The organism is Ruminococcus sp. AM31-15AC, assembly GCF_003462045.1.
In the GTDB taxonomy this organism is placed as follows: domain Bacteria; phylum Bacillota; class Clostridia; order Oscillospirales; family Ruminococcaceae; genus Hominimerdicola; species Hominimerdicola aceti.
This window is the reverse complement of sequence record NZ_QTYG01000128.1, coordinates 1-896: the sequence shown is the minus strand read 5'-3', so window position 1 is coordinate 896 and position 896 is coordinate 1. Positions and strand designations below refer to the sequence as shown.

Here is an 896-nt window from a genome sequence, read left to right as displayed (position 1 = left end):
TAATCAAAATGCTTGCAGTAGCTTTCGCATATGGTGCAGTTTCCACACTGCCTGCGTTTTTCCTAAGCTCATTTTGCAAAAATCCGTATATCATAACCTGCCTGCCTTTTATGCTCAACTATGTCCTTACAACAATGCTCAATAGGATAATAGACGCAAATCTTTTTAACGATAACTTTGATTTTGATAGAGCGAATGCCTTTTATCCAAGCTCTGTGACGAATTTTCTGTATATACAAAGCTTTGACAGAAGCGCAAAGTGGATAACTGCGGTGAACTGTTCGGGGGCGATCGTTACCCTGCTGGGATTTATTATCGTGATGAATTTGCGCAAGGACAAGGGGGTGTAGGTCAGCTATGATGAAAAATTTCAGCCTTAAACAAAGCTTTTTCTGTGCAAGAGCGGAGTTCATAAAGTGGGTATGCGACGCACGAATGATAATCCTGGGAGTGCTTCTTATCTTCATTTACAGCTTTGCTATTGAGCCTCTTAAATCAAACGCAGAGCTTATGGGCGAACCGCTGAATATCCTTGAGCCTTTTATCGCCATAGCAAATTCAGGTGCGATACTTCTTATCATACCGCTGGTTTTCCTCACACTTATCGCAGATTTTCCCAAGATAGACACCAACACAGTTTTCTACATAATGCGTGTGGGCAGGCTGAACTGGCTGTTCGGACAGCTTTTGAAGCTCATTTTTATGGCGTTATCTTATCTTGCAGTGATATTCTTGGGTGCAGTGCTCCCAATGCTTTCAGACGGTTTTTGGTACAACGGCTGGAGCGACGTGGCGACAAAGTTCGCTTCACGCTTTCCTGAACATTCGGGCAATTTCGGTGTGCAGCTTCTCCCTGAAAATCTCTACAATCAGCTCACAGTATTTTCAGCCGCAGT

1 protein-coding gene and 1 pseudogene are annotated in these 896 nt (G+C 43.4%); both read left to right on the top strand.

The features are described from left to right. The coding region (locus tag DW793_RS14875) for a hypothetical protein (RefSeq protein ID WP_181988400.1) at positions 1-350 on the top strand (350 nt) is incomplete at its 5' end. A 7-nt stretch (positions 351-357) separates the two neighbouring features. Next, a pseudogene (locus DW793_RS14340) lies at positions 358-896 on the top strand (hypothetical protein); the annotation flags it as partial.